Origin of the sequence: Paraburkholderia sp. 32, from assembly GCF_050435345.1 — a bacterium.
GTDB lineage: Bacteria > Pseudomonadota > Gammaproteobacteria > Burkholderiales > Burkholderiaceae > Paraburkholderia > Paraburkholderia tuberum.
Genome location: NZ_JBNDKD010000003.1, coordinates 2867433 through 2888911, shown reverse-complemented (window position 1 = coordinate 2888911; position 21479 = coordinate 2867433). Strand labels below are relative to the sequence as shown.

The following is a 21479-nucleotide window of genomic DNA, read 5'->3' as shown; positions in this document are numbered from 1 at the left end:
TTACTTCGCCGGGCTCTCACCTGCCCCGACTGCTTCCGCTCTTTCCACCGCATCCGTGGTGTGCGCGGCGCGCTGCTGCAGCGCCCACATCTGCGCGAACAAACCGTTCGCGCGTAACAGCTCCGCGTGCGTGCCGCGCTCGACGATGCGCCCTTTGTCCATCACGATGATCTGCTGCGCGTGCACGACCGTCGACAGCCGGTGCGCGATGATCAGCGTCGTGCGTTCGCGCGCGATCAGGTCGAGCTCATGCTGGATCGCGCGCTCGGAGCGTGAATCGAGCGCGGACGTCGCTTCGTCGAACAACAGGATCGGCGGATTCTTGAGTATGGTCCGCGCGATCGCGACGCGCTGCTTTTCGCCACCGGACAGCTTGAGCCCGCGCTCGCCGACCGGCGTGTCGTAGCCCTTCGGCAGACTCTCGATGAACTCGTGGATATGCGCGGCGCGCGCCGCCGCGATCACTTCGTCGCGCGTCGCCGACGGCCGACCGTACGCGATGTTGTAGTAGATCGAGTCGTTGAACAGCACCGTGTCCTGCGGCACGATGCCGATCGACGCGCGCAGCGAATCCTGCGTGACGTCGCGAATATCCTGCCCGTCGATGCGAATCGCGCCGCCCGTCGCGCGGTCGAGATCGTAGAAGCGGAACAGCAGCCGCGCGAGCGTCGACTTGCCCGAGCCGCTGTGGCCGACCACCGCCGTCGTCGTGCCGGCCGCGATCGTGAAGCTCACGCCGTGCAGAATCTGCCGCGAAGGCTCGTACGCGAAGCTCACGTCGTCGAAGCGCACCTGCGCGCCGCTCACTTGCAAAGCCACCGCATTGGGCGCGTCGGGTACTTCCCGCGGTGCGCCGAGCAGCGAGAACATGCGGTCCATGTCGGTCAGGCTCTGCTTCAGCTCGCGATAGACCACGCCGAGAAAATTCAACGGAATATACAGCTGCAGCATGAACGTGTTGATCAGCACCAGGTCGCCGAGCGTCAGACGCCCGGCCATCACGCCCTGGGTCGCGCGCCACAGGATGAACACGAGCCCCGTGCCGATGATCGCCTGCTGCCCGAAGTTCAGCGCCGACAACGAACGCTGCGACTTGATCGCCGCCGTGCGATAGCGCTTCAGGTTCTCGTCGTAGCGGCTCGCTTCCCACTCCTCGTTGCCGAAGTACTTGACGGTCTCGTAGTTGAGCAGCGAGTCGATCGCGCGCGAATTCGCCTTCGAATCGAGCTCGTTCATCGTGCGGCGAAAGTGCGTGCGCCACTCGGTGACCTTCACCGTGAACGCGATGTACACCGCGAGCGCGACGAACGTGACGATCGCGTAATAGGCCTCGTATTTGACGACGAAAAAGCCGAGCACGAGACCGACTTCGACGAGGGTCGGCAGGATGCTGTACAGCGAATAGGAAATCAGCTGCGTGATGCCGCGCGTGCCGCGTTCGATATCGCGCGACATGCCGCCCGTCTGCCGCTCCAGATGAAAGCGCAGCGACAGTCCGTGCAGATGGCGGAATACTTTCAGCGCGAGTTGGCGCACCGCGCTTTCCGTGACTTTCGAAAACAGGATTTCGCGCAGCTCGGTGAAAAACGAAGTGGACAGCCGCGCCACCGCATACGCGACCACCAGCAAGCCGACGCCGCCGAGCAGCACGATGCCGGGCGCGTCCTGCGCGCGGCCGAGCGCGGTCAGATGCCGGACCGACGCGAGACTGTCGACGATGCGCTTCATCACGATCGGCACGCCGAGGTTCGCGACCTTCGCGCCGATCAGGCAGCTGAGCGCGAAGCCGACTCGCCATTTGTAGGTGGCAAGGTATGGCAGCAGCGACAGGATCGTTTGCCAGTCGTTGCGGGGTGCGGTGGAAATCGGCGAGGGTTCGGACGAAGGAGCGCGGCGCATAAATCGTGGGGAGAGTGTGGAGCTGCCGGAGTTCGCAGCGGCGCGCGGCTCGCGCGCTTCGCTGGGTGCTTTCCCGTACAATTCCTGATCTTTCTATTGTCGCAGAAGCCGACTGGCGGCGCTTTGCATGGCCTACTGTCGAACTGGCCCAGCCATTGCGTCAATGCGCGTCAATACACTCGAACACGTTTCCCAAGGATGTCCCGATGACCGATCTTCTTCAACTTCCGTCCAAGCCGTGCGCGCTGCGCGTCATGCCGCAGCCATCGGACGCGAACATTCATGGCGACGTGTTCGGCGGCTGGATCATGGCGCAGGTCGACATCGCCGGCTCGATTCCGGCAAGCCGTCGCGCGAATGGGCGGGTCGCGACGATCGCGGTTAATTCTTTCCTGTTCAAGCAACCGGTGTTCGTCGGCGATCTGCTGAGCTTTTACGCGGATATCGTGAAGACCGGCAATACGTCGGTGACAGTGTCGGTCGAGGTCTACGCGCAGCGGTTGAGGCTCTCGCAGGAAGTCGTCAAGGTCACGGAAGCGATCCTCACCTACGTCGCCACCGACAGCGACCGCCGTCCGCGCGCGCTGCCCGCGCTGGACTGAGCCGGCGAGGATGCTTAAGCTAGCGATTCCACGCGTCACGCGCCGCGCCGCCCGCTAGCCGTTCCGGCCGATCAGCGCACGAGGCCCGGGACGCCCCATAGTCGCTCTTCTCATGGAAACGAGATGAAACTGATCGGTATGCTCGACTCGCCCTACGTGCGGCGCGTCGCCATCTGCATGAAGCTGCTCGCGCTCGACTTCGAACACGAGTCGATTTCGGTCTTCCGCACCTACGACCAGTTCGCGAAGATCAACCCGGTCGTCAAGGCGCCGACGCTCGTCGCCGACAACGGCGCGATCCTGATGGACTCGACGGTGATCCTGCAGTATCTGGCAACGCTCGCCGGCCCCACCCCGCTGTTCCCGACGCAAGCCGACGCGGCGTTGCGCGCCGCGCGTCTGACGGGTCTCGCGCTCGCCGCGTGCGAAAAGAGCGTGCAGATCGTCTACGAGCGCAATCTGCGGCCTCAGGAGAAGCAGCATGAACCGTGGGTCGAGCGCGTGCGCGCGCAACTGCTCGCCGCCTATGCCGAACTCGAACGCGAGTTGGGCGAAGGGCCGCTACCCGACACGCAGCAGCAGTTCAGCGCGGCGGACGTGGCCGTCGCCGTAGCCTGGCAGTTCACGCACATGATGCTGCCGGAGGCGGTCAGCAAGGCCGATCATCCGCGGCTCGAGAAGTTTTCCGCGTTCGCGGAAAGCCTGCCGGTGTTCAAGGACACGCCGGCTCAGTGACCGGCGTTGGACGCGGCACGCGGCGACCCGCGGCGACACCCGTCGCCGCGTCACGCTCCCCTCACGCCGGCTCCAGCTCCGGCACCAGCCCGCCGTGCAGCAGTTCGGCAATCGCTTCCGTCGATAACGGCTTCGCGAAATAGAAGCCCTGCATTTCGTCGCACGCGCGTTCCTTCAGGAAGTCGAGTTGCGCCGACGTTTCCACGCCCTCGGCGATCACCTGCAACTTCAGCGAATGGGCGAGCGCGATGATCGCCGACGTGATCGTCTCATCGTCGCCCGATACGCCGATATCCGACACGAACGAGCGGTCGATCTTCAAGCGGTCCACCGGGAAGCGCTTCAGATAGCTGAGGCTCGAATAGCCGGTGCCGAAGTCGTCGATCGCGAGACCGATGCCGAGCGCGTGCAGTTCGTTGAGCATCGACACCGCTTCTTCCGCGTTGCGCATGATCGTGCTTTCGGTCAGCTCGAGTTCGAGGTACTTCGGTTCGAGTCCGGTCTCGTCGAGCACCTGCATCACGAGCTTCGCGATGTCACGCTGCTGGAACACCCGCGCCGACAGATTCACCGACACGCGCGCCGGCGGCAAGCCCTGATCCTGCCACGCCTTGTTCTGCCGGCACGCCTCGCGCAGCACCCACTCCGACAGCGGCCCGATCAGCCCGCTTTCCTCGGCGAGCGGAATGAACGACGACGGCGGCACGAGCCCGACCTCGGGATCGTGCCAGCGCACCAGCGCCTCGATGCCGACGATCTGTCCGCTGCCGATATCGACCTGCGGCTGATAGTGCAGCAGGAACTCGTTGTCGCGCAGCGCGCGGCGCAGGCGTCGTTCGAGATTCAGGCGCGCGCCCGCGCTCGCGTTCATCTCCGGCTGATAGAACTGGAACGTGTTGCGCCCCATGTCCTTCGCGCGATACATCGCGACGTCGGCCTTCTTCATCAGCGTTTCGGCATCCTCGCCGTCCTGCGGGAACAGGCTCGCGCCCATGCTGCAGCCGACGTACAGCTCGGTGCCGTCGAGCCACATCGGCTCGGCGATCGAGGCGCGCACGCGCTCCATCCACGTGATCAGCGATTGCTCGTCGACGGTGTCGGTCATCACGATCACGAACTCGTCGCCGCCGTGACGCGCAACCGTGTCGCTGGTGCGCGAGCAGCGCGCGAGCCGTTCGGCGACCACCCCGAGCAGCCGGTCGCCGACGCTATGGCCGAGGCTGTCGTTGACGTTCTTGAAGCCGTCGAGATCGAGGAACACGACCGCGACGCCCGAATGATGCCGCTGCGCGACGACGAGCGCATGTTCGAGCCGGTCGCGCAGCAGGTTGCGGTTCGGCAGCCGCGTAAGGCCGTCGTAGTTGGCCTGGTATTCGAGCTGCTCCTGATAGCGGATCAGCTCGGTCACGTCGTTGATGACGCCGATATGATGGGTGATCACGCCTTCCGCGTTCGGCACCGGCGCGATGAACAGCTGATTCCAGAACAGCGCGCCGTCCTTGCGATAGTTGCGCACCACCGCGCTGACCTCGCGATTCGCCGCGAGCGCCTCGCGGATCAACGCGACGCCTTCCTGGTCACGGTCGTCGCGTTGCAGCACGCGGCAGTCGTGGCCGATCACCTCGGCGGGATCGTAGCCGGTGATGCGCATGAACGCCGGATTCACGTATTCGATCAGATTGCCCGACGGCGACGGCGCGGTGATCAGGATCGCGTTGACGCTCGCGTCGAGCGCCCGGCTTTGCAGACGCAGCGCGAGATCGGCGCGCTTGCGCTCGGTGATGTCGGTGTACGAGCCGAGCACGCCGATCACCTGACCGCCGCCGTCGGTGAACGGCAGCTTGCTCGTGACCGTCGTGCGGTGCAAGCCGTCGATCACGAAGTCGACCTCGAAGTTCATCTTGGGCACGCCGGTGCTCACGACTTCGCGATCGTGCTCGGTCAACAGGTCGGCGAACGCGCGCCACGCCAGGTCGGCGTCGCTCTTGCCGACCACCTGTTCGGGATATGCGAGCCCCGCGTCGCGCGCGAACGCCATGTTGCAGCCGAGATAGCGCGAGTTCAGGTCCTTCCAGAAGATGCGCTGCGGAATGTTGTCGATCACCGCTTCGAGCATCTGATTCGAGCGCTGCGCTTCGGGCTTCGGCGTTGATCTGGTCGGTCACGTCGTCCGCCAGCACGAACGAGGCGTCGCGGCCCATGAAGTTCAGTGCGTGATAGGACACGTTGACGCTGAGGATCGAGCCGTCCTTGCGCCGATGCCGCCAGATGCCCGCCATCGTGTGGCTCTGGCGGAGGTCGGCGCTACGCTGCAGATGCGTCTCCAGGCGGCCGATTTCCGAGTTCGGGCGGATCGCGCGGATCGTCATGCCGAGAAACTCGTCTTCCGTGTAGCCGTATTGCTGGATCGCGGCCTTGTTGACGGCGAGAAAGCACAGCGTGTCGCGATCGAAGATGTACATCGGCACGGTGTGATCGTCGAACAGGCTGCGAAAACGCTCGTCGTTGCGCACCAGCGCGCGGGCGCTGCGGAGTTTTTCGCGCGCGCTGTTCTCGCGCACGCCGAACGTGAGGAACAGCAGCACGCTGCCGGTGAGCATCGTCACGAGCAGCACGAACATCGCGCGCTCGCTGTCGCTCGCCGATGCCGCGAGCGAGATCTGCAACGAGCGGTTTTCCTCGCTGCGCAACGTGGCGAGCGCGGCTTCGACACGCACTAGCGCGGGGGCAAGATGCGAGTTCGACGGCGCAGGGTCGAGGGATGCCTCGAATGGCGCGTCGAGGGGGGCCGCCCCTGGTGCTTCGGTCGATGCCGCGTGCGCCACGCCCGACGCCGCGCTTGCCGCTCCGGGCAGGTCACTCGCATGGTTGCGCAGCGTGTCCTCCAGATCGTGCTGCAACGCGTGCCGCGCCGCGCTCAGGCTGGCGAGCGCCCCCGACATGTACGGCTCGCTCGCGAGTTCGTCGCGCAGTGATTGCTCGCGGCTCGCGAGTGTGTTCGTCATCGAAGCGGCCGCGTCGGGCGGCACCGGCTTGCCCGATTCTTTCAGGCGGTGCAGAGCGGCGAGCGCGTTATCGAGCGCGGCGTGATACGCGTCGAGGTTCAGGCGCACGCTGGTCGAGCGCGCGAGGCGCGCATCGGCGTCGCGCTGCCCGCGAATCTGCGTGTACGCGACGAACGCGTTTGCACCGACCGCGACGACCACGACCGCAATGTTGATCAGCAGTCGCTTCGATAGAAAAGGATTCATGGATTCCGAACGTCAATCGTTCCGAGGGCGGGAGAGCGCGCTCGCTGCCGGTGCGTCGGGCCGCATCGATGCAAGTCTTTTACGCGCCATCCTTTGGATAACGGCCGCGATCGGAAGCGGGTTGAGGGTCGGCGTGAAAAAAATCTGATGATTTGGGGGAAGGCTGCGAGTTGGTGGGGGCGCCTGGCTGGGAGCGGCTGGCCGGCCGCACCTAGCCGGCCGCGCCTAGCCGGCCGCACCTAGCCGGCGGCTCCAAATTCCTTCATCGCCGGGACGAAATCGTGGCTCGCCTCGGGCTTGCGCGACAGCTTCGCGAGCACATAGCGCTTGAAAGGATCGAGCTCGGCCCAGCGCGCGACGCTCGGCGCGGCGAGACCGGCCAGCCCCGCCTGATGCGCGACACCGTCGGGCACGCTGTCGGTTTGACGCCAGGCCGGCGACTCCTCCGGCGTAAACCACTCCGGTTCGACGTTCGAGTGCGTGCGCAGCATCTCGAACAGCGCGTGATCGAAATTCGGTTCGATCTGCGTGTCGTCTTCGACCGGGAAACGCGCGAGCAGCTTACGATCTTCGAGCGGCAGTTGCTGCCACTGCGCGAGCGTGATGCGCAGCCCGAAACGGTCGAGATTGAAGCGCACCGACATCGGGATATAAGTGAAATTCTCCGAAGACGCGACCTCGAAGTCGAACAGAAGCGGTGCTTCGTTGAGTCCCATGTCAGTGCTCCTTGTCGGTGGCGGACAGCGTGCGGGCGTCGCTTGAGGTATTTTAGAACCTTATTCGCGCGACGGCGCCCCGCGCGGCGGCCGCCGCGAAGCACACGGCGAGGCCGGCGCACCCTTTGACGCGCGGCATGGTACAGGAGTGAAGCAGCTTGAACGGACAGGAAAACGGGCGCGCAACCGAGCGGGCGGACGGCCAGCCCCACGCCCTCGACAGCGACGAACAACCCGGCGCGGTGCAACTCGAAGTGCGCCGCCATCGCGGCGCGGCGGTTGAAACCGCCACCGATCACGTCGGCCAGGAGTGGCCGGTCGCGCTCGTGTTCAACGGCATCTCGCACGCGGTGATGATGTGCACGCCGCGCGATCTCGAAGCGTTCGCGGTCGGCTTCGCGATTTCGGAGGGGATCGTCGAGCGCGGCAGCGACATTCAGGACATCGAGGTCGAATTGCACGGGCACGGCGAGCTGCCGCATGCCGAGGTGCAATTGCAGGTCGTGCAGCAGGCGTTCGCCGGTTTGAAGGAAAAGCGCCGCGCGCTCGCCGGGCGCACCGGCTGCGGCGTGTGCGGCATCGAAAGCATCGATCTGCTGGATCTGAAACCGCAGCGTGTACCCGACACTGGCTTCTTGCAGCGGCTCGCGCCCGATGCGATCGCACGCGCCGCGCGCGCGCTGCCCGAGCACCAGGCGCTCACTCGTTTGACGGGCGGCCTCCACGCGGCCGCGTGGTGTGATGCGCAAGGCGCGATCCACTCTGCGTTCGAGGACGTCGGCCGCCACAACGCGCTCGACAAGCTGATCGGCCAGCTCGTGCTCGACCGCGCCGATACGCGCGACGGTTTCGTGTTTCTGTCGAGCCGCGCGAGCTACGAGCTGGTGCGCAAGGCCGCGCGCGTCGACGTGCCGATGGTCGCGACGATCTCGGCGCCGTCGTCGCTCGCGATTGCGATCGCGCGTGAGGCGGGCGTGCGGCTCGTGAGCTTCTGCCGCGAAGGCAGCTACGTCGATTACGACACCTGGCAGCAGCAAGCTTGAGCGATTGAAGCGGCGCAGCGACGATTCACGGCTAACCCACCCGAAGCCCGCCTGCGTCGCCCCCCTCAGTCGAACCGCCGGAAATCCGGCTTGCGCTTCTCGAAGAACGCCTTGAACGCCTCGCGCGCTTCGGGCGCAAGCAGCATCTTGCCGAAATGCACGGCTTCCTCGGTCATCTGCGTCTGCAGTTCCTGCTGGCTCGCGCGCTTCATCAGGCTCTTCGTCACGCGCAACGACGACGCCGGCAGCGCCGCCAGCTTCGCGGCCTGCGACGCCGCGAACGCGTCGACTTCGCCCGCCGGCAGCACGCGATTCACGAAGCCCATGCGGTGCGCTTCGGCCGCGTCGAACGCCTCGCCGAGGAGCAGTTTTTCCGCCGCCGCCTGGTAACCGGCCACGCGCTGCAGCAACAGGCTCGACGCTGCTTCCGGGCACAGCCCGAGCTGCGTGAACGGCAGCGAAAAGCTCGCGGTGTCGGCCGCGTAGACCAGATCGCAATGCAGCAGCAGCGTCGTGCCGACGCCGACCGCCGGCCCCGCGACCGCCGCCACCACCGGTTTTTCCGCCGAACATAGCGCGCGCAGGAACTGGAACACCGGCGGGGTTTCGCCAACCGGCGGCGACTTCATGAAGTCCTCGAGATCGTTGCCCGCGCTGAATATGCCCGCGCTGCCGCGAATCAGGATCGCGCGCACCGACGCGTCGCCCTGCGCTTCTACGAGCGCGTCGGCCATCGTCTGATACATCGCGGCCGTGAACGCGTTTTTCCTGCCGGGCCGGTTGAAGCTGATGGTCAGCACCGCGTCGGCGCGCTCGACCAGAATATCCGTCGTCATCCCGTTCATCTCCTTGTGCTCCTGCTGAATGTAAAAACGGTTCGCAAGCCGCGCGGCCTGCGAACCGTTGCGCGGTCCCTGGTGGATCACAGAAGGATCCCCCGTTCGATCAGCGGCTCACAGACGCTCGATGATGCCCGCCGCGCCCATGCCGGTACCGACGCACATCGTCACCATGCCGTACTTGTAGTTGCGGCGGCGCAGGCCGTGCACCACGGTCGCCGCACGAATCGCGCCGGTCGCGCCGAGCGGATGGCCCAGTGCGATCGCGCCGCCGAGCGGGTTGATCTTCGACGTATCGAGGCCGAGGTCCTGGATCACCGCGAGCGACTGCGCGGCAAACGCCTCGTTCAGCTCGATCCAGTCGAGGTCGTCCTGCTTCAGGCCCGCGGCTTTCAGCGCGGCCGGAATCGCTTCCTTCGGGCCGATGCCCATGATTTCCGGCGGCACGCCGCGCACCGCGAAGCTGACGAAGCGCGCGAGCGGCGTCAGGTTGAACTGCTTGAGGATTTTTTCCGACACGACGATCAACGCACCCGCGCCGTCCGACGTCTGCGAGCTGTTGCCGGCCGTGACCGAGCCTTTGTTCGCGAACACCGCCCGCAGCTTCGCGAGGCCCTCCATCGACGTTTCCGCGCGCGGACCTTCGTCGAGCGACACCTCGCGCGTTTTCACGTTGATCTCGCCGGTCGCGAGATCGGGCACGCGATCGACGATCGTGTACGCGGCGATTTCGTCGTTGAATTCGCCGGCTTGCTGCGCGGCCATCGCGCGGCGGTGCGATTCGACCGAGAACGCGTCCTGCGCTTCGCGGCTGATCTTCCAGCGCTCGGCGACTTTCTCCGCGGTCAGGCCCATGCCGTACGCGATGCCGACGTCTTCGTTGCGATCGAAGATATGCGGCGACAGCGACGGCTTATTGCCCATCATCGGCACCATGCTCATCGATTCGCAGCCGCCCGCGATCATCGCATCCGCCTCGCCGACGCGGATGCGGTCCGCGGCCATCGCGAGCGCGGTCAGACCCGACGCGCAGAAGCGGTTCACCGTGACACCGCCGACCGTGTTCGGCAGACCGGCCAGCAGCGCGCCGATCCGTGCGACGTTCAGGCCCTGCTCCGCTTCCGGAATCGCGCAACCGACGATCGCGTCTTCGATCACGCCGGTGTCGAGGCCGGGCACCTGAGCGACGGCCGACCTGATCGCGTGAACCAGCAGCTCATCCGGACGTGTGTTCCTGAACATGCCGCGCGGCGCCTTGCCGATCGGCGTACGGCTCGCGGCGACGATGTATGCGTCTTGCAATTGCTTTGCCATTTGGGAATCTCCTTTGTCGACCAGAGTTGGCCAAAGCTCTTACTCTGGTCCCATGCACGTTGTGCGGTCGCCGCTTAGTTGCGCACCGGCTTGCCGGTCTGCAGCATGCCCATGATCCGTTCCTGCGTCTTCTGCGTGCCGAGCAGCTCGACGAACGCGCGACGCTCGAGTTGCAGCAGCCATTCTTCGTCGACGAGGCTGCCCGCTTCGACGTCGCCGCCGCACACCGCTTCCGCGATGCGGCTCGCGATCAGGAAATCATGCTCGCTGATGAAGCGGCCGTCGCGCATGTTGACGAGCGACGCCTTGATCGTCGAGATCGCCGAGCGGCCCGCGACCGGCACCTGGGTCGCGCGCAGCGGCGCACGGTAGCCCGCCGCGGCGAGCGCGCGCGCTTCCTTCTTCGCGACGTCGAGCAGTTCGAACACATTGAAGACGATCGTGTCGGAAGGCTTCAGGTAGCCCATCGCGCGGGCGTCGAGCGCGGAGGCCGACACCTTCGCCATCGCCGCGTTCTCGAACGACTTCTGCAGGAACTTCAGCAGATCGCTCGTCGCGCCGACCTGGCTTGCCGCTTCGGCCGCGCGCAGCGCCGCTTCCTTCAGGCCGCCGCCGGCCGGCACGAGACCCACGCCGACTTCGACGAGACCCAGATAGCTCTCGATGTGCGCGACGCGCTTCGCGCTGTGCAGTGCGAGCTCGCAGCCGCCGCCGAGCGCGATGCCCGAGATCGCCGAAATCACCGGCACATTCGCGTACTTGACGCGCAGCATGCCCTGCTGGAAATTCCTCACGAACGGCTCGATGCCCTTCGCGCCGCCCATCATGAACGCGGGCATCGCTTCTTCGAGGTTCGCGCCCGCCGAGAACGGACCGCCCGGCGTGCCGAGCTTCAGCGATGTGGGCTGCCACACGACGAGGCCCTTGTAGTCCTTCTCGGCCAGTTCGATCGCCTGCGTGAGCCCTTCGATCACCGCCGGTCCGATCGTGTTCATCTTGCTCTTGAACGACACGATCAGCACGTCGTCCTCGCCCGCGCGATCGTCGACCCATGCGCGCACCGCATCGGTCTCGAACAGCGTCTTGCCATAGGTCTTCGGATCGGCGCCGGTTTCGCCGACGAGCGGCGCGCGGAACACCTGCTTGCCGTACACGTCGAGCGACGAGCGCGGCACGAAGGTCTGCGTGGCCGGTGACCACGAGCCTTCGGCCGTGTGCACGCCGCCCTTCTCGTCAACCGCGCCTTCGAGCACCCACGACGGCAGCGGCACGTTGGCGAGCGCCTTGCCCGCCGCGATGTCTTCCTGCACCCATTCGGCGACCTGCTTCCAGCCGGCCGTCTGCCAGCCTTCGAACGGACCTTCGTTCCAGCCGAAGCCCCAGCGGATCGCGAGATCGACGTCGCGCGCATTGTCGGCGATCGATTCCAGATGCACGGCGATGTAGTGATAGACGTCACGGAAGATCGACCACAGGAACTGCGCCTGCGGGTGCTGCGTTTCGCGCAGCAGCTTCAGACGCTCGGCAGCCGGACGCTTCAGGATGCGGCCGACGAGTTCGTCTGCCTTCCCGCCGCCGTCGATATATGCACCCGTGTTCGGATCGAGCACCTTGATCGCCTTGCCTTCCTTCCTGTAGAAGCCGGCGCCGGTCTTCTGGCCGAGCGCGCCCTTCTGCACCAGTTCGGCGAGCACGGCCGGCGTTTCGTAGACCGGCAGAAACGGATCGTCCGGCAGCGTGTCCTGCATCGTCTTGATCACGTGCGCCATCGTGTCGAGACCGACCACGTCGGCGGTGCGGAACGTCGCCGACTTCGCGCGGCCGAGGCGCGCGCCGGTCAGGTCGTCCACTTCGTCGAAACGCAGGCCGAACTTCGCGGCTTCGGCAATGACCGCAAGGATCGAGAACACGCCGACGCGGTTCGCAATGAAGTTCGGCGTATCTTTCGCGCGCACGACGCCCTTGCCGACCACGCTGGTCAGGAAGGTTTCGAGCTGATCGAGAATTTCCGGACGCGTCGTCGCGGTCGGGATCAGTTCGACCAGATGCATGTAGCGCGGCGGATTGAAGAAGTGCACGCCGCAAAAGCGCGCCTTCAGTTCGTCCGCGAAACCTTCGGACAGTGCGGTGATCGACAGCCCCGACGTGTTGGTCGCGAAAATCGCGTTCGGGCCGATGTGCGGCGCGACCTTCTTGTACAGGTCGTGCTTCCAGTCCATGCGTTCGGCGATCGCTTCGATCACGACGTCGCACTCGGCGAGCTTGTCGATGTCGTCGTCGTAGTTCGCGGGCTGGATGTATTGCGCGTCGTCCTTCACGCCGAACGGCGCCGGCGACAGCTTCTTCAGATTTTCGATCGCCTTCAGCGCGATCCCGTTCTTCGGGCCTTCCCTGGCGGGCAGGTCGAACAGCAGCACGGGCACCTTGGCGTTGATCAGGTGCGCGGCGATCTGCGCGCCCATCACGCCGGCGCCGAGCACGGCTACCTTGCGAATGATCAGATTGCTCACGTCGTTTCTCCGGAGAGTTGTGCGATGGCGCGAAGCGTCAGCCATGCTTCGCGCGATGTGTGTGGCCTCGCTCGATGTGCGAGCGTCAGAACAACGCTTCTTCGACGTCCATCATCGGCTTCGAACCGGCGCGCGCCTGGCGGATCGTCATCGCCGTTTCGGGCAGCAGCTTCGCGAAGTAGAAGCGCGCGGTCGCGAGCTTCGCCTTGTAGAACGGATCGCCCGACGCCTGTTTGTCGAGCGCGATACGAGCCATGCGCGCCCAGAAGTACGAGAACACCAGATGGCCGACCGTGCGCAGATACGGCACGGCCGCGGCGCCGACTTCGTCCGGGTTCTGCATCGCCTTCATGCCGATTTCCATCGTCAGTTTCTGCACCTTTTCGCCGATCTCGGCGAGCGGGTTCACGAACTCCTGCATCTCCGGCTTGATGCCTTCGGCTTCGACGAATTCGGCGACGAGCTTGCCGAACTTCTTCATCTTCGCGCCCATGTCGCCGAGCACCTTGCGGCCGAGCAGGTCGAGCGACTGGATGCCGTTGGTGCCTTCATAGATCATGTTGATGCGCGCGTCGCGCACGTACTGCTCCATGCCCCATTCGGCGATGAAGCCGTGGCCGCCGTAGATCTGCATCGCGTGATTGGTGCCTTCGAACGCGTTGTCCGACAGGAACGCCTTCAGGATCGGCGTGAGCAGCGCGACGAGGTCGGCGGCTTCCTTGCGCTCGGCTTCGTCGGCGTGCGACAGCTCCTTGTCGATCTGCAGCGCCGACCAGTACGAGAACGCGCGGCCGGCTTCGGCGTAGGCCTTCTGCGTGAGCAGCATGCGGCGCACGTCCGGATGCACGATGATCGGATCGGCGGCCTTTTCCGGCGCCTTCGGGCCGGTCAGCGAACGCATCTGCAGCCGCTCTTTCGCGTACGTGAGCGAGTTCTGATATGCGACTTCCGTGAGACCGAGGCTCTGCATGCCGACGCCGAGACGCGCGGCGTTCATCATCACGAACATCGCGTTCAGACCTTTGTTCGGCTCGCCGACCATCCAGCCCTTCGCGTTGTCGAGATTGATCACACAGGTCGCGTTGCCGTGGATGCCCATCTTGTGCTCGATCGAACCGCACTTCACGCCGTTGCGCTCACCGGGCTCGCCCGCTTCGTTCGGCACGAACTTCGGCACGATGAACAGCGAAATCCCCTTGGTGCCCTTCGGCGCATCCGGCAGACGCGCGAGCACGAGGTGAACGATGTTCTCCGCCATGTCATGCTCGCCGCTCGAAATAAAAATCTTCGTGCCGCTGATCGAGTACGAGCCGTCGCCGTTCGGCTCGGCCTTCGAGCGCAGAATGCCGAGGTCGGTGCCGCAATGCGGCTCGGTCAGACACATCGTGCCGGTCCAGACGCCTGCGACGAGCTTCGGCAGATAGCGCTGCTGCAGTTCCGGCGTGCCGTGCGCGTGCAGGCATTCGTACGCGCCGTGCGACAGGCCCGGATACATCGTCCACGCCTGATTCGCCGAGTTCAGCATTTCATAGAGCGCGTTGTTGACGAACGCGGGCAGTCCCTGGCCGCCGAATTCCGGGTCGCAACCGAGCGCCGGCCAGCCGGCTTCGACGTATTGCCGATAGGCTTCCTTGAAGCCCTTCGGCGTGGTCACGACGCCGTCGCCGGCATACGTGCAGCCTTCCTGGTCGCCGCTGTGGTTGAGCGGGAACAGCACTTCGGAGCAGAACTTGCCGGCTTCCTCGAGCACCGCGTTGATCGTGTCGGCGTCGAGTTCGGCGTGCTTCGGCATTTGCCGAAGTTCAGCCTCGACGTTGAGCAGTTCGTGTAACACGAATTGCATGTCGCGCAGCGGCGCGGCGTACTGTCCCATGACTCTCTCTCCCTGGTTTGACAAAAAGCCAGGCCGTTGGCCGGGCCCGTGGTCGGACCTTCTGCGCCGCGCGTTTCCGGTAGATTCCGGCGACGCCGCTAACGGCTTTCGCTTTGATACGAATTAATCAGTTTTTCCAGCGCGGCCCACGTGAGACGCACCGCATCCGGCAGATGCAGAAAGCGCGCGTCGTGATGCAGGCCGAGCGTGACGCTATACAGTTCGAACAGCATCAGCTGCGGGTCGGTATCAGCGCGCAGGTGCCCTTCTTCCATCGCTTGCGAGATCGCGCGCGTGAGCGCCGCACGCCACGTCGTCACGCTCGACACCAACTGCTCGCGCACCTGGCTGTCCGCGCGGTCGTCGTATTCGACGGCGCCGCTGATGTAGATGCAGCCGGTCGTGACTTCCTGAATGCGTTTCTCGATCCAGCGGGAAATCATCGCGCGCAAGCGCGGCAGACCACGCGGCTCGCGCAGGCTCGGGAAAAACACCTCTTCTTCGAAACGGCGGTGGTATTCGCGCACGACCTCGATCTGCAGATCCTCGCGCGACCCGAAATGCGCGAACACACCGCTCTTGCTCATCTGCATGCGCTCGGCCAGCAGACCAATCGTCAGACCTTCCAGTCCGTCTCGGCCTGCCAGATCGAGTGCTGCGTCGAGAATCGCGGCTCGGGTTTGTTCGCCTTTTCGCATAGCTGTTTTACCGTTCTAATGTGACCGAATTGAAAATCGAACGGCCGTACTATTATTGAGTGCTTGCCGTCCGCGAAACAAGGACTTTATTAGAAACCGGTTTCTAACCGGCTTCTAATTTTGCGGCTTTCGACCATCAGATCAATCAGATTTTTAGAGGCGTTTGCCTTGAATCGATGGTTGCCGATCGGCGCACGCGCGTTCTCGCGCGTGTTCTATTTCTTTGCCCCGCTTCGCTGGCGCCGATTGATGGCCGACATGATGCGGCAAGCGCGGGCTCTCGTGCGAGCGGTATTAGTCGTAGCCGCCGACCGTCAGCAGCTTCATCGCGACGCGGTAGCTCGTGTACGCGATCCAGCTCAACGCGCGCACGCGCGCCGGTCGCGATTCGTAGTGCGCTTCATCGATTGGGCGCGCGTCCGTGAACGCGTCGAGAATCGCGTCGCGCAGTTTGGGGATCGACGGATCGTTCACGAGCACGACGTTCGCTTCATTGTTCAGCATCAGGCTGAGCGCATCGAGATTCGACGAACCGACCGTGCCCCAGTTCGAATCGACCACCGCGACCTTGCCGTGCAGCAGCGTCTTCTCGTATTCGGCGATCTGCACGCCTGCGCGCAACAGCGCGTGGTACAGGAACGGCACGGCGTAATCGAGCGCCTTGAACTCCTTGCGCCCGATGATCAGCTTCACGACCACGCCGCGCCGCGCCGCGAACACCAGCGCGCGACGCAGCTTGCGTCCCGGCATGAAGTACGGATTCGCGAGCAGGATTTCATGGCGCGCCTGGCCGATCGCGGCCAGATAAGCTTTTTCGATCGCGCGGCGGTTGATCAGGTTATCGCGCGCGACGAATGCGACGCACGGCTCGCCGCCGGCCCACAGTGCCTCGTTGCGGCGTCGCCGGCGTCTGCGCAGACTGCCAAGCGAGTTGGCGTCCTGCGACGACAGGTCGGGCTTCATCGAATCGAGCGGCCGATGGCCGACGCGAATCCGCCGCCACTGCACGTCGATCGCATCGCGCACGTCGGCGACCACCGGCCCGCGCAGCTCGACCGCGAAGTCCCAGCGCCGGTACGGCAGCTTCTCGCCGTTGTTCTCGTAATCGTCGACGATATTGATGCCGCCGCAATACGCGATCTGATCGTCGATCACCGCGAGCTTGCGGTGCGTGCGCGAAAAGCCGAAGCGGCCGAACAGATGCGGGTTGTAGATGCGATGCTCGATGCCGCCGGCCGGCCATTGCTCGAACATCTTCAGGCGCGCGGTGCCGACGCCATCGGTGATCACGCGCACTCTGACGCCGCGCGCGGCAGCGCGAAGCAGCGCCTCGCTGACCGCGTGGCCGGCTTCGTCGTCGCAGAAGATATAGGTTTCGAGCGCGACGTTGTGCTCGGCCGCGTCGATGCGCTCGATCAGCGCGTCGAAGAAATCGTCGCCGGAGCGCAGCAGCTCGACCTCGTTGTTACTGGTGAAGCGGTAGCGCTGCCAGTAACGACGGCCGAGCAACGTGTGGCGCAGACGCGCCAAACGGCCCGAGCCGCCTGCGCTCACTGGCCACGCTCCCCGGCCAGCGGGCCGGATTGCGGATCGACCGGGCGTGCGGCGAGCCGGCGCGGCAACTGCAGGATCGCATCGGCATTCGACGACGAAAAGCAGCGCGATGCGGCCTCTTCATATGGCAGCCACATATACGCGGTGTGTTCGCGCGGCGCGAGCGTCACGTCGATGCACTCGGGGACCTGCAGGCTGAACCAGTGCTCGGTGTTGTAGAGCACGCCCGCTTCGTAGCGGTAACGAAATTCCGGGTAGATCTCGTAGTCGATCGAGTAGTGCCAGTCGAACAACCCGCTGCGCGGCACCAGTGCGCCGCCGATCATGATGCCGGTTTCCTCGCCGACTTCGCGCACCGCCGTGTCGGCGAGCGGTTCGTCGAGCCGGTCTTTCGAACCCGTCACCGACTGCCAGAACGCCGCATGATCGGCGCGCTCGAGCAGCAGCACGTCGAGCGCAGGCGTATGAATGATGACGAGGACGGACTGCGGAATTTTCGGCGGTTTCGGCATGGCTCAAACTGGGCGCGACGATACGCGCGATACATGTCGGATGACGGTCGAAAGGGTCTGGAAAGCGGTGGCTTCACTGTAACGCAAAAAATGAAAAAGGCGCTGAGGTGGAGATCACCTCAGCGCCTTTTCGTTTCGCTCGTGTGGTTTTTTTGCGGCCGCCGGCCCGCTGGCCGGCACACGCAAGACCGCTTGCCGGCCGCGCGCAGCGGCCGCGGTTTTATGCCTTCGGTTCCGGCGTACGCAGACGGATGTGCAGCTCGCGCAGCTGACGCTCGTCGACTTCGCTCGGCGCCTGCGTGAGCAGATCCTGCGCGCGTTGCGTCTTCGGGAACGCGATCACGTCGCGGATCGAGTCGGCGCCGGCCATCATCGTGACGATGCGGTCCAGACCGAACGCGATACCGCCGTGCGGCGGCGCGCCGTATTGCAGCGCGTCGAGCAGGAAGCCGAACTTCGCCTGCGCTTCTTCCGCGTTGATCTTCAGCGCGCGGAACACCTTGCTCTGCACTTCCTCACGGTAGATACGCACCGAGCCGCCGCCGATTTCCCAGCCGTTCAGCACCATGTCGTAGGCCTTCGCGAGGCAGCGCGCGGGGTCCGTTTCGAGGTACTCGAGGTGCTCGTCCTTCGGGCTCGTGAACGGGTGATGCGCGGCGACGTAGCGGTTGTCTTCCTCGTCGTATTCGAACATCGGAAAGTCGACGACCCACAGCGGCTTCCAGCCGGACTCGACGAGGCCGTTGGCCTTGCCGAATTCCGAATGACCGATCTTCAGACGCAGCGCGCCGAGGCTGTCGTTGACGACCTTCGCGCGATCCGACGCGAAGAAGATGATGTCGCCGTCTTGTGCGCCGGTGCGCTCGATGATCGCCTTCAGCGCTTCGTCGTGCAGGTTCTTCACGATCGGGCTTTGCAGGCCGTCACGGCCCTTCGCCGTTTCATTGACCTTGATCCATGCGAGACCCTTCGCCCCGTAGATGCGCACGAATTCCGTGTAGCTGTCGATGTCGCCGCGCGACAGCTCGCCGCCCTTCGGCACGCGCAGCGCCGCGACACGGCCGTCCTTCGTGTTGGCCGGGGTGCTGAACACCTTGAAGTCGACGTCGCGCATCGCATCGGTCAACTCGGTGAACTCGAGCTTCACGCGCAGGTCGGGCTTGTCCGAACCGAAGCGGCGCATCGCTTCCGCGTATTCCATGACCGGGAATTTCTGGTCGAGCTCGACGCCGATCGTCGTCCTGAACACGTGACGGATCATCGCCTCGAACAGATCGCGGATTTCCTGTTCCGACAGGAACGAGGTTTCGCAGTCGATCTGCGTGAATTCCGGCTGACGGTCAGCGCGCAGGTCTTCGTCGCGGAAGCACTTGGTGATCTGGTAGTAACGGTCGAAGTTCGCGACCATCAGCAGCTGCTTGAACAGCTGCGGCGACTGCGGCAGCGCGAAGAACTGGCCCGGGTTCGTGCGCGACGGCACGAGGTAGTCGCGCGCGCCTTCCGGCGTGCTCTTCGTGAGCATCGGCGTTTCGATGTCGATGAAGCCCTGCTCGTCGAGGTACTTGCGCACTTCGATCGCGACGCGGTAGCGCAGACGCAGGTTGTGCTGCATCTGCGGACGGCGCAGGTCGAGCACACGATGGGTGAGGCGCGTGGTTTCCGACAGGTTGTCATCGTCGAGCTGGAACGGCGGCGTGACCGACGCGTTCAGCACGATCAGCTCGTGGCACAGCACTTCGATCTTGCCGCTCTTCAGCGATGCATTGGTCGTGCCTTCCGGACGGCCGCGCACGATGCCCTTGACCTGCACGCAGAACTCGTTGCGCACGCCTTCGGCGACCTTGAACATGTCAGCGCGATCCGGATCGCAGACGACCTGAACGAGCCCTTCGCGATCGCGCAGGTCGATGAAGATGACGCCGCCATGGTCGCGGCGGCGGCTTACCCAGCCGCACAGCGAGACGGATTGGCCCAGCAGTTCCTCGGTCACCAGACCGCAGTATTCAGATCTCATCGACATGATGTTTGTCTTTCGTTTTGCATTGGTTGAACGGCGCGCCGCAGACGATCCTGCATGAAGCGTTGCGCGCCGGCATTAGAGCGGGGGCTCGACGGTGGCGCGGCGCACCGGCGCCGGCGGCGGCGCGGACGGCGCCACCACGCCCATCGAGACAATGTACTTGAGCGCAGCGTCGACCGTCATGTCGAGCTCGATCACTTCGCTTTTCGGCACCATCAGGAAGAAGCCGGACGTCGGGTTCGGTGTGGTCGGCACGTATACGCTGACGTAATCTTCTTTCAGATGGTTGGCCACGTCGCCGCCCGGGATGCCGGTCAGAAACGCGATCGTATAGGACCCGCGGCGCGGGTACTCGATCAGCAGCGCCTTGCGGAATGCATTGCCACTGCTCGACAGCAGCGTGTCGGACACCTGCTTCACGCTGGTGTAGAGCGGGCCGACCACCGGAATGTGCGCGACCAGCAGTTCCCACCACTTCACGAGCTTCTGCCCAATGAAGTTCTGCGTCAACAGCCCGACGACGAAGATGAACGCGAGCGTGAGCACCGCGCCGAGGCCCGGCAAACGATAGCCGATCGTGCGTTCCGGCTGCCACGAGGTAGGCAGCAGCAACAGCGTCTGGTCCATCGTGCCGATGACCAGACCGAGCACCCACAGTGTGATGGCCAGGGGCACCAGCACCAGCAGGCCGGTCAGAAACACCGATTTGAGCGTGAATTTCTTCGTCGTCATGTGTACCGCCAGAAAGCTGCGCGGGCCGAAGCCCATGCGCGGTAGATACGCCGCCCGCGCGGGGCGGCAGTCCCACTAGGCGCTGCTGGAACCGCTCGGGCTCGTGGCGGCGGGCGCCGCGGGCACGGCAGCCGATGCAGCCGGGGCAGCGGCTGCGGCCGGCTCGGACTTCGCTTCCGACGCGGCCGGCGCGCTCGTGCCGCTGCGGAAATCGGTCACGTACCAGCCGGAGCCCTTCAACTGGAAGCCGGCGGCGGTGAGTTGTTTGCTAAAGGTGTCTTTTCCGCACTCGGGACACTGCGTCAACTGGGGGTCGCTCATCTTCTGGAGCACGTCCTTCCCGAAACCGCATGACCCGCAACGATAAGCGTAGATCGGCATGATCCTCTCTTACTCCAAATGCCTACTGAAATCTTGTAAACGCTTGCAAAGCCTTGAATTATAGCCGCAAACGATGTCCGTTCCCCGGATTTCGGGAAGCGGACGCACTACGCGCCCGCCACCGCGCCAAATGGGGACGCCCCCCGGACCTCTCAAGAGCGGCGCGCGTGGCGTTAGCCGCGACGCCGCCAGGTGAGCCAGCGCTCGCGTCCGGCGAATACGGCGATCGAGTCGTCGACCGCTTCGTCTTCGACCAGCTCGAAGTGTGGCGTGAGCAGCGCATCGAGCTCGCCGCGTTCGATGCCGAACGGCGGCCCTTTCGGCGTCGCGCCGATGAAAAAGTTGCCCGCCAGCAACCCGCCGGCCGGCAGCAGTTCGCCCATGCGCTGCGCGTAGTCGGCGCGGCGCGCCGGCGGCAGCGCGCAGAAGAATGCGCGCTCATAGATCCATGCCGGTGCGAACGGTGGCGCATAGGTGAAAAAATCCGCCTGTTCGACCAGCGATGCATGCGCGCCGAGCTGCTCGCGTGCCGCCGCCACGGCGGCCGCCGAGAAGTCGATCGCGCGTACCGGGTTGCCCTGGCGGGCGAGCCATACCGCTTCGTGCGCGCTGCCGCAGCCTGGAATCAGCACGGCAACGTCGCGGTGCCGTTCGGCGAACGCGCGAAACGCGGACGGCACGCCCGCCTGATCCCACGGCGTGAAATGGCGCTCGAAGCGTTCGTCCCAGAACTCGGGCGAGTCGGGATCGCGGGTTGCGAAATCGGGCGCGGCGGGTTGGGTCGGATCGCTCATCGGAAT

Annotated in this window: 17 protein-coding genes and 1 pseudogene; 4 read left to right on the top strand and 14 right to left on the bottom strand. The window is 64.9% G+C overall.

Annotation, left to right across the window (positions count from 1 at the left end; all coding sequences use genetic code 11):
• Positions 1–1899 carry an ABCB family ABC transporter ATP-binding protein/permease gene (locus OKW26_RS36195; RefSeq protein WP_429356589.1) on the bottom strand — a complete coding sequence of 633 codons (1899 nt, stop codon included), beginning with the start codon at positions 1897–1899 and terminating at the stop codon, positions 1–3.
• A 206-nt stretch (positions 1900–2105) separates the two neighbouring features.
• On the opposite strand from OKW26_RS36195, the gene OKW26_RS36190 reads away from it, so the two are divergent.
• Positions 2106–2501 (top strand): acyl-CoA thioesterase, encoded by a 396-nt coding sequence (locus tag OKW26_RS36190; RefSeq protein WP_090803024.1) that lies wholly within the window; start codon positions 2106–2108, stop codon positions 2499–2501.
• Between the two features lie 123 nt (positions 2502–2624).
• Positions 2625–3236, top strand: coding sequence for a glutathione S-transferase family protein (locus OKW26_RS36185; protein WP_090803022.1), 612 nt, complete (start codon positions 2625–2627; stop codon positions 3234–3236).
• Between the two features lie 61 nt (positions 3237–3297).
• Here the strand turns inward: OKW26_RS36185 and OKW26_RS36180 are convergent.
• A pseudogene (locus tag OKW26_RS36180) lies at positions 3298–6487 on the bottom strand (sensor domain-containing protein).
• Here OKW26_RS36180 and OKW26_RS36175 point away from each other — a divergent pair.
• On the top strand, positions 6486–6635 hold the full coding sequence (locus OKW26_RS36175) for a hypothetical protein (RefSeq protein ID WP_184062387.1): 150 nt from the start codon (positions 6486–6488) through the stop codon (positions 6633–6635). The pseudogene OKW26_RS36180 and the gene OKW26_RS36175 sit on opposite strands and share 2 nt — an antisense overlap.
• 91 nt (positions 6636–6726) lie before the next feature.
• On the opposite strand, the gene OKW26_RS36170 is transcribed toward OKW26_RS36175, so the two are convergent.
• Positions 6727–7203 carry a nitrate reductase associated protein gene (locus OKW26_RS36170; RefSeq protein ID WP_429356588.1) on the bottom strand — a complete coding sequence of 159 codons (477 nt, stop codon included), beginning with the start codon at positions 7201–7203 and terminating at the stop codon, positions 6727–6729.
• A gap of 158 nt (positions 7204–7361) precedes the next feature.
• Here OKW26_RS36170 and fdhD point away from each other — a divergent pair, with 158 nt between their 5' ends.
• Positions 7362–8246 (top strand): formate dehydrogenase accessory sulfurtransferase FdhD, encoded by an 885-nt coding sequence (fdhD, locus tag OKW26_RS36165; protein WP_429356587.1) that lies wholly within the window; start codon positions 7362–7364, stop codon positions 8244–8246.
• Between the two features lie 65 nt (positions 8247–8311).
• On the opposite strand, the gene OKW26_RS36160 is transcribed toward fdhD, so the two are convergent.
• From OKW26_RS36160 to OKW26_RS36110, 11 genes are all read right to left on the bottom strand, one after another.
• A complete protein-coding gene (locus OKW26_RS36160) occupies positions 8312–9082 on the bottom strand; it encodes an enoyl-CoA hydratase (protein WP_429295003.1) in 771 nt (256 codons plus the stop codon).
• Positions 9083–9199: 117 nt separating this feature from the next.
• Positions 9200–10399, bottom strand: coding sequence for an acetyl-CoA C-acyltransferase (locus OKW26_RS36155; RefSeq protein ID WP_429356586.1), 1200 nt, complete (start codon positions 10397–10399; stop codon positions 9200–9202).
• 74 nt (positions 10400–10473) lie between these two features.
• Positions 10474–12909, bottom strand: a complete 2436-nt coding sequence (locus OKW26_RS36150; protein WP_429356585.1) for a 3-hydroxyacyl-CoA dehydrogenase/enoyl-CoA hydratase family protein — start codon at positions 12907–12909, stop codon at positions 10474–10476.
• 85 nt (positions 12910–12994) lie between these two features.
• Positions 12995–14782, bottom strand: a complete 1788-nt coding sequence (locus OKW26_RS36145) for an acyl-CoA dehydrogenase C-terminal domain-containing protein (protein ID WP_429356584.1) — start codon at positions 14780–14782, stop codon at positions 12995–12997.
• 98 nt (positions 14783–14880) lie between these two features.
• Positions 14881–15480, bottom strand: a complete 600-nt coding sequence (locus OKW26_RS36140; protein ID WP_090803011.1) for a TetR/AcrR family transcriptional regulator — start codon at positions 15478–15480, stop codon at positions 14881–14883.
• Positions 15481–15774: 294 nt separating this feature from the next.
• Positions 15775–17034 carry a cardiolipin synthase ClsB gene (gene clsB / locus OKW26_RS36135; protein ID WP_184062400.1) on the bottom strand — a complete coding sequence of 420 codons (1260 nt, stop codon included), beginning with the start codon at positions 17032–17034 and terminating at the stop codon, positions 15775–15777.
• Positions 17031–17546 carry a dihydroneopterin triphosphate diphosphatase gene (gene nudB / locus OKW26_RS36130; protein ID WP_090803007.1) on the bottom strand — a complete coding sequence of 172 codons (516 nt, stop codon included), beginning with the start codon at positions 17544–17546 and terminating at the stop codon, positions 17031–17033. Before nudB ends, clsB begins: the two co-directional genes overlap by 4 nt.
• Before the next feature lie 220 nt (positions 17547–17766).
• Positions 17767–19566 carry an aspartate--tRNA ligase gene (gene aspS, locus OKW26_RS36125; protein WP_429356583.1) on the bottom strand — a complete coding sequence of 600 codons (1800 nt, stop codon included), beginning with the start codon at positions 19564–19566 and terminating at the stop codon, positions 17767–17769.
• Positions 19567–19641: 75 nt separating this feature from the next.
• Positions 19642–20298: a DUF502 domain-containing protein gene (locus tag OKW26_RS36120; protein WP_429356582.1), complete on the bottom strand. Its 657-nt coding sequence runs from the start codon at positions 20296–20298 to the stop codon at positions 19642–19644.
• Between the two features lie 75 nt (positions 20299–20373).
• Positions 20374–20679, bottom strand: coding sequence for an FmdB family zinc ribbon protein (locus tag OKW26_RS36115; protein ID WP_184062406.1), 306 nt, complete (start codon positions 20677–20679; stop codon positions 20374–20376).
• A gap of 173 nt (positions 20680–20852) precedes the next feature.
• A complete protein-coding gene (locus OKW26_RS36110) occupies positions 20853–21473 on the bottom strand; it encodes a methyltransferase domain-containing protein (RefSeq protein ID WP_429356581.1) in 621 nt (206 codons plus the stop codon).
• Positions 21474–21479 lie beyond the last annotated feature (6 nt).

Bases quoted from the DNA above. Each gene is read 5' to 3' on its own strand.
- aspS (WP_429356583.1), bottom strand. From the start codon at position 19,566: ATGTCGATGAGATCTGAATACTGCGGTCTGGTGACCGAGGAACTGCTG.
- OKW26_RS36175 (WP_184062387.1), top strand. From the start codon at position 6,486: ATGGATTCCGAACGTCAATCGTTCCGAGGGCGGGAGAGCGCGCTCGCT.
- OKW26_RS36185 (WP_090803022.1), top strand. From the start codon at position 2,625: ATGAAACTGATCGGTATGCTCGACTCGCCCTACGTGCGGCGCGTCGCC.
- OKW26_RS36115 (WP_184062406.1), bottom strand. From the start codon at position 20,679: ATGCCGATCTACGCTTATCGTTGCGGGTCATGCGGTTTCGGGAAGGAC.
- OKW26_RS36160 (WP_429295003.1), bottom strand. From the start codon at position 9,082: ATGACGACGGATATTCTGGTCGAGCGCGCCGACGCGGTGCTGACCATC.
- OKW26_RS36110 (WP_429356581.1), bottom strand. From the start codon at position 21,473: ATGAGCGATCCGACCCAACCCGCCGCGCCCGATTTCGCAACCCGCGAT.
- OKW26_RS36195 (WP_429356589.1), bottom strand. From the start codon at position 1,899: ATGCGCCGCGCTCCTTCGTCCGAACCCTCGCCGATTTCCACCGCACCC.
- nudB (WP_090803007.1), bottom strand. From the start codon at position 17,546: ATGCCGAAACCGCCGAAAATTCCGCAGTCCGTCCTCGTCATCATTCAT.
- OKW26_RS36190 (WP_090803024.1), top strand. From the start codon at position 2,106: ATGACCGATCTTCTTCAACTTCCGTCCAAGCCGTGCGCGCTGCGCGTC.
- OKW26_RS36140 (WP_090803011.1), bottom strand. From the start codon at position 15,480: ATGCGAAAAGGCGAACAAACCCGAGCCGCGATTCTCGACGCAGCACTC.
- OKW26_RS36170 (WP_429356588.1), bottom strand. From the start codon at position 7,203: ATGGGACTCAACGAAGCACCGCTTCTGTTCGACTTCGAGGTCGCGTCT.
- OKW26_RS36145 (WP_429356584.1), bottom strand. From the start codon at position 14,782: ATGGGACAGTACGCCGCGCCGCTGCGCGACATGCAATTCGTGTTACAC.
- OKW26_RS36155 (WP_429356586.1), bottom strand. From the start codon at position 10,399: ATGGCAAAGCAATTGCAAGACGCATACATCGTCGCCGCGAGCCGTACG.
- OKW26_RS36120 (WP_429356582.1), bottom strand. From the start codon at position 20,298: ATGACGACGAAGAAATTCACGCTCAAATCGGTGTTTCTGACCGGCCTG.